The following is a 6,777-nucleotide window of genomic DNA, read 5'->3' as shown; positions in this document are numbered from 1 at the left end:
GGCGGGGCACGAGCCGTCCGGCGGGGTGCCGGGTCGGTGGCAAAACGTGACAATATTGTCGATACGTTGTGGACTGCTGCCGTGGATACGGCGGTGGATACCGTCATGGGCGCCGAGGCGACGGCCACGGGGGCCGTGCGTGACGGTGATCGGGAAATCGCCCCTCCCGGGAGCTGTTTCCCTGCCACTTCCTTGCCAGAATGACGCCCAACCGCAGTCCGACAAGGGAAGGTGTCCGCGATGCCAGGTGGATCGACAACCGAGCGGGAGACCGGCACGCTCGAGACCGGCACCTATGCTGACCGGCCGTGGCAGTCGTCGTACGCTGACGGCGTCCCCATCGCGGTCGAGATCCCCGATATCACGCTGGGCCAGATGTTCGAGAACGCCGTCGCGGAGTTTCCCGCGAACCCGGCGATCTCCTTCTTCGGGACGACGCTGACCTATAGTCGGCTTCGCGAGTATGTCGACGCGTTCGCCGGTGGCCTGGCGAGGCTCGGCGTCGTCGCGGGTGACCGGGTGGCGCTCATTCTGCCGAACTGTCCGCAGCACGTGATTGCTTTCTACGCCGTCCTGCGGCTGGGCGCGGTCGTGGCCGAGGCCAACCCGCTCTACACCGAGACCGAGCTGACCCACCAGCTTGCCGACTGCGGGGCCGAGTACGTGGTGTGTCTGGACCGTGCCTACGCGGTGGTGGAGGCGGCCCGCCGCTCCGGCCGGACCATGGTCCGCGAGGTGATCTCCACATCGATTCCCGACTTTCTGCCGAAAAAAGACCAGTTGCTGCTGCGGCTGCCCATTCCGCCGGCCCGCCGGAAACGCGCCGAAATCGTGACGGAGCTGCCCGCCGGCGCCCGCGCCCACGCTTTCCTCGACGTGTACCGCAGTGGCCGGGCCGCACCGGTACGGACGTCGGCGCCGGTGGCCATGTCCGATGTCGCGGTCCTGCTCTACACGACGGGGACGACCGGTCCGGCCAAAGGCGCGATGCTGACCCACCGTAATCTCGTCGCCAATGCCGTGCAGTGCCGGGCGTGGTTCGCCGACGCGCAGGCCGGGCGGGAGGTCGTCCTCGCCCTCCTGCCGATGTTCCACGCGTACGGGCTGACATTGTGCATGACAGTGGGAATGCTGATCGGCGCACACGTTGTGCTCGTACCGAAATTCGACGTGGCTCTGGTGCTCGACGCCATCGCCAGGCATCGTCCGACCATTTTCCCGGGAGTGCCGCCGATCTACCGGGCGCTGCTGGACGATCCCCGGTCGAAGAACGTCGACCTGACCTCGATCCGCGGGTGCATCTCCGGCGCGATGAAGCTGCCCGGTGAGCTGCAGCGGCAGTGGGAGGGCGCGACCGGCACCCCGGTCGTCGAGGGCTACGGCATGACGGAGGCATCCCCGGTGACCCATGCCGGTCCGTTGCGCGGCGAGCTCCGCCCCGGCTGGATCGGCCTGCCCTTCCCGTCCACCGAAGCGAAGATCGTCGACTTGGAGGACCACACGCGGGAAGTGCCGTTGGGGGAGCCCGGGGAACTGCTCATCCGGGGCCCGCAGGTGTTCGCCGGGTACTGGGGGAACCCGGAGGCCACCAGGACCGTGCTGAGCGACGACGGATGGCTGTTCACCGGCGACGTCGCCCAGATGGACGCCGCCGGCTGGTTCGAGATCGTCGACCGGAAGAAGGAGCTCATCATCGCGGGCGGGTTCAACATCTCGCCCAACGAGATCGAGGATGTGCTCGCCGGGATTCCCGAGGTCGCCGAGAGCGCGGTGATCGGCGTCCCGGACGCGTACCGTGGCGAGACGGTGAAGGCCTTCCTGGTGCTGCGGCCCGACGCGTCGCTCACCGTCGACGAGGTGCGGGCGTACTGTTCCGAACGGCTCTCCGCCTACAAGGTCCCGAAGATCATCGAATTCCGGTCGGAGCCGCTGCCGAAGATCGGGATCGGCAAGGTGCTGCGCCGCGCGCTGCGTGACGAGGAGCGGGCAAAGGCCCAGCGGCCGGCCGCCGCCGAGCCGACTGCCGCCGCCGAGCCGACTGCCGCCGCCGAGCCGACTGCCGCCGCCGAGCCGACTGCCGCCGCCGGGCCAAACGCCACCGACGGCAACTGACCGACCGTGGCCCGGCTGGACGCTCCCGGGCCGGCCACCGTCGCGTCCCGCGCCAGGGATCCGCCGGATTCCGCGGCTGGCCCGGTGGCGGGGCGGGTTCGGTGGTAAGAGGAGGAACATGCGAATCCTGGTGGTCGACAACTACGACTCGTTTGTGTTCAACCTGGTGCAGTACCTGGGCCAGCTCGGCGCGGACAGCGTCGTCCGCCGCAACGACGAGGTCGACGTCGACGAGCTGACGACCCTCGGCGTCGCCGGGGTGCTGGTGTCGCCCGGCCCGGGCACGCCGGAGGCGGCCGGGGTCAGTGTGCCGATGATCCGGGCGTGTGCGGCGGCCGGCATCCCCATGCTCGGGGTGTGCCTGGGGCATCAGGCTCTCGGGGTCGCCTTCGGCGCGACGGTCGGCCGGGCGCCCGAACTGCTGCACGGCAAGACGTCCGTGGTGCGCCACCAGGGGGCCGGGGTGCTCGCGGACCTGCCGTCACCGTTCATCGGGACCCGCTACCACTCGCTCGCGGTGGACTGGGCGACCCTCCCGGCGGAGATCGAGGTGACCGCCTGGACCGACAGCGGTGTGGTGATGGCGATGCGGCACCGGGCCCTTCCGCTGGAGGGTGTCCAGTTCCACCCGGAATCGGTGCTTACGCAGGGTGGTCATCTGCTGCTGGCTCGCTGGCTGTCGGTCTGCGGGGACGACACCGCGCTATCGGTCGCGCCGACGCTGTCGGCCGAGGTCGAGACCCTCCGTCAGGCAGCTTTCGCCTGACGGAGGGTGCCGCCCGGCGGGGTCCACCAGATGATCCCTGTCGGGGCTCCGGTGGGTGCCTCGAACGGGACGGCCGTGGGGGCAGCGCCGCTACACCCTGCCAGGGGGGTTGAGCACGTCATCGAGGCCCCGCTTGGAGGGGGTCGGGCTTGGCGACGGTGTCTGGCTCGGTGTCGTGGTGGCGGTCGGTGTCGACGTCGGTATCTCGGTGGCGGCGGGCTGCTGCTGGGCGATGTAGAGCGTCACGGTCGACCCACGGGTCGCCAGGCCGCCGCCGGGGCTCTGGGAGACGACGGTGCCCGTCGGCTTGCTGCTCGCGACAGCCTGCTGGACGACCTTGAAACCGAAGCGCTCCAGCTCGCCCTTGGCGGGGTCGACGGGCTGGTCCGTCACGTTCGGGACGGTCGCCTGCGCGCTCACCACGTAGATGATCACTTGTTCGCCGGGGGTGATCGACGTCCCCGCCGCCGGGTCGCTGGACTCGACCAGCCCGGCCCGGCGGGTTGTCGCGTCGGTAAAGGCGGAGGTCTTCACCACCAGCCCGGCCGCCTTCAGCTTGGCGGTGGCCGCGGCCTGCGTCAGCCCCGCCACGTCCGGAACGGTGAGGTCACCCGGCCCCTTCGAGATGATGAGGGTGATCTGCGCGCTCTTCGACACGGCGGTGCCCGGGGCCGGCTCGACGTTGAGCACCTGGTCCTTCGGCTCGTTGTTGTCGGTGGGCTTCGAGATGACGTTGGTGAAGCCCGCGGAGCTCAGGCTGTTCTTGGCCGTCTCGTACTTCTGCCCGATGAGGTTCGTCGGGATCGTCGCGGTGTCGGCGGCGGTGTCGTGGCCGTTCCCGCCCCCGCCGCCGAGCATGTTGGTCGCGATGATGGTGACGACAACGAACACCGCCACCACGGACAGGCCGGCGAGGATGTACTTCCAGGCGTCCGAACGTCTTTTCTCCGGCGGTGGCCCGCCGTCGCCCCCCCCGGGGCCGCCGAAGCCGGCCCGGTCGTAGCCGCCGGTGCGGCCGTAGGGGTCGTCCGGGACGTTGTCGTAGGGGCCGCCGCGGCCGCGGGAGATCAGGTGCGTCCCCGCCGTGGCCGTGGGCGAGACGCCCAGCCGGGTGGTGAGCTGGTCGTTGTCGAGCTGGGGGGGAGGGGCGTAGATGGGCCGGCCGGCCAGCGCCCGCTCGAGATCGTCCCGCATCTGCCCGGCGGTGGAGTAGCGGTCGTCGGGATCCTTCTCCATCGCCTTGAGCACGATCGCGTCGGCGTTGGGCGTGATGGTGCGGTCGTGGCTGGACGGCGGCTGCGGGCTCTCCCGTACGTGCTGGTAGGCGACGGCCACCGGCGAGTCGCCGCGGAACGGCGGCTGCCCGGTCAGCAGCTCGTAGAACAGCACACCCGTCGAGTAGACGTCGCTGCGCGCGTCCACCCGGACGCCGCGGGCCTGCTCCGGCGACAGGTACTGGGCGGTGCCGATCACCGCGGCGGTCTGCGTCATGTTGGACGTGGTCGCGGTGGTCGCCCGGGCGATGCCGAAGTCCATCACCTTGACCGAGCCGTCCTGGCACAGCATGACGTTGGCGGGCTTGATGTCCCGGTGGATGATCCCCATCCGGTGGCTGTAGTCCAGGGCGGCGCACACGTCGGAGGTGATCTCCATGGCCCGGCGCTCGGTGAACCGGCCCTCCTGCTGGAGCACGTCCCGCAGGGTGCGGCCTTCCACGTACTCCATCACGATGTACGGGACGGTCGTGCCGTTGATCAGATCTTCGCCGGTGTCGTAGACCGAGACGATCGCCGGGTGGTTCAGGGCGGCCGAGGACTGCGCCTCGCGGCGGAAGCGGGCCAGGAAGGTGGGGTCCCGGGCGAGGTCGGCCCGCAGCGCCTTGACCGCGACCTCGCGGCCGAGCCGGACGTCCCGGCCGCGGTAGACCTCGGCCATGCCGCCGTACCCGAGGACCTCGCCCAGCTCATAGCGCCCGCCCACCAGGCGAGGTTCGGTCCCGAACACCTCAGTCACGACTGCCACCCGTGCTCGCCTTTCCGCTTCCCGGGCCGGTACCCGCGGACGCTTCCCGGACATCTGGTCCGGCCGCGTCCGTGCGGCCGGCCGGGCCGCCGGTGATCCGGCTGCCGTCCGTGACACCGCTGGTCCCGGTCGTACTGTCACCGGTGACGATGCCATCTTCGGATCCGGGCCCGTGCACCGCCCGGGTCAGGGCCGGCGCGCCTTCGGAGGATCCGCTGGACCCGGCGATCGACCGGGTGACCAGCGCGGTGATCGCAACTGTGGCGATCAGTAGTGCTATCAGTACTGGAAGTGGCAGCCGTCGCCTGCCCGCGGACGTCGTGCCCTCCGCGGCCCGGCCGCGGGGCCGCCGTCGCCGGGCCCCCCGCGCGTCCGGCGGCGGGGCGGAGGCCGCGCGGTTGCCGGGCGGCTGGAGCCGGGCGACGTTCGTCGGCTGGATGTCCGGTCGGCTCGTGGTGTCGTAGCTGGCGTCGTAGCCGGTCTCGCGGCCGGTCCCATAGCCGGTGCCGGTGCCGGTCCCATAGCCGGTGCCGGTCCGGGCGTCGGCGCCCGCGCCGGCATAGCCGGCCTCCCGGTACCCGGGGGCCGCGTAGCCGTCCGCCGGGTATCCGCCGCCGGGCACGGGCGGCCGGGGCGGCGTGCCCCAGGCGGCCGGGGGCGTGCCCGTCGGCGTCCCCGGCGGTTCCTGGTCGGGCTGGCGGCCGTCGTGGGCGGCGCCGGCGTCCCAGGACGGCCGGGCATCCCGGTACGGCTGATCCCCTTCGGAGAAGCTGTCGGCCCGGGTGTGCCGGCGGGTCCAGGACGGTGGCCGGTCCCCGCTGGGCCCCGCCCCGCCCGCGGCCGGCCCGGGTGCTCCCGTCGGCCCGGGCCAGCGTCCGGTGGGATCCCCGGCGGGGTCCGGCCGGGGCGCGGGCGGCGGGCTGGTGGCCCGGCGGGTCATGTCCGCGTTCCACAGGTTGCGACGGATCGTGGCGGCGGTGCGGGCGAACGAGCCGGCCGACGACGGCCGTTGGGCCGGGTCCTTGGCCATCGCCGCCTGGACGAGGCTGCGCACCGGCTCGGGGATGTCGGGCGACAGCGGCGGCGGGTCGTCCTGCTGGTGCGCCATCACGACCACGATCGGGTTGCGGTCGTCGAAGGGCCGCCGGCCGGCCAGGCACTCGTAGGCCACCACGCCGAGGGAGTACACGTCGCTGGCCGGGGTCACCGTCCGGCCGGAGGCCTGCTCGGGGGAGACGTAGTAGGCGGTGCCCATCATGATTCCGGTGGCGGTCAGCGGCGCGGCGTCCACCGCGCGCGCGATCCCGAAGTCGGTGACCTTGACCGCGCCGTCGGTCCGCAGCAACAGGTTGCCGGGCTTGACGTCCCGGTGCACGACGCCAAGGGTGTGCGCGGCCTGCAGGGCGTCCGCGGCCTGCCCGAGCACGTCCAGGGTCTTCTCCGGGGACAGGCGCTTCTCCCGGTGCAGCAACGCCGACAGGGGCTCGCCCTCGACCAGCTCCATCACCAGGTAGGCGGTCGGGCGGTCACCATCGGTGACGACCTCGCCGTAGTCGTAGACGGACGCCACACCCGGATGCGACACCCGGGCGGCGTGCCGGGCCTCGCCGCGGAAGCGGACCAGGAACAGCTCGTCGCTGGCGTACTCCGGGCGCAGCAGCTTCACGGCGACGGGACGCCCGAGGGTGCGGTCGAGACCCCGCCACACCTCGCCCATCCCACCGGTGGCGATGCGTCCTTCCAGGAGGTAGCGGCCGTCGAGAACGGTGCCTTTCGGCGAGGCGCCGAAAGGCTGCGCGGCGGCCGGTGAGGCCGCTCCCGCGAACGGCGGCAACGCGTCCCGCCCGTCCGCGGCCGGGACGCCTGGTGCCGGGACG

The 6,777-nt window shown here is 72.0% G+C and carries 4 protein-coding genes; 2 read left to right on the top strand and 2 right to left on the bottom strand.

Annotated features, from left to right (window positions below; genetic code table 11):
- Positions 1-240: 240 nt before the first annotated feature.
- Together AC5LSR_RS08015 and AC5LSR_RS08010 are read left to right on the top strand one after the other, a co-directional pair.
- A complete protein-coding gene (locus AC5LSR_RS08015) occupies positions 241-2,112 on the top strand; it encodes an AMP-binding protein (RefSeq protein WP_250282947.1) in 1,872 nt (623 codons plus the stop codon).
- 118 nt (positions 2,113-2,230) lie between these two features.
- Positions 2,231-2,878, top strand: coding sequence for an aminodeoxychorismate/anthranilate synthase component II (locus AC5LSR_RS08010; protein WP_250282945.1), 648 nt, complete (start codon positions 2,231-2,233; stop codon positions 2,876-2,878).
- Positions 2,879-2,968: 90 nt separating this feature from the next.
- Here AC5LSR_RS08010 and pknB read toward each other — a convergent pair whose 3' ends face one another.
- The gene (gene pknB / locus AC5LSR_RS08005; RefSeq protein ID WP_250282943.1) at positions 2,969-4,900 is read right to left on the bottom strand and encodes a Stk1 family PASTA domain-containing Ser/Thr kinase; all 1,932 of its coding nucleotides are present in this window, start codon (positions 4,898-4,900) and stop codon (positions 2,969-2,971) included.
- Positions 4,884-6,734: a serine/threonine-protein kinase gene (locus AC5LSR_RS08000; RefSeq protein WP_493465135.1), complete on the bottom strand. Its 1,851-nt coding sequence runs from the start codon at positions 6,732-6,734 to the stop codon at positions 4,884-4,886. Before AC5LSR_RS08000 ends, pknB begins: the two co-directional genes overlap by 17 nt.
- Positions 6,735-6,777 lie beyond the last annotated feature (43 nt).

This window comes from Protofrankia sp. CiP1_Cm_nod4 (assembly GCF_982290645.1).
This window is presented reverse-complemented; position numbering and strand designations above follow the sequence as displayed.

Coding starts and splice junctions, on each gene's coding strand:
- AC5LSR_RS08010 (WP_250282945.1), top strand. CDS start 2,231: ATGCGAATCCTGGTGGTCGACAACTACGACTCGTTTGTGTTCAACCTG.
- AC5LSR_RS08015 (WP_250282947.1), top strand. CDS start 241: ATGCCAGGTGGATCGACAACCGAGCGGGAGACCGGCACGCTCGAGACC.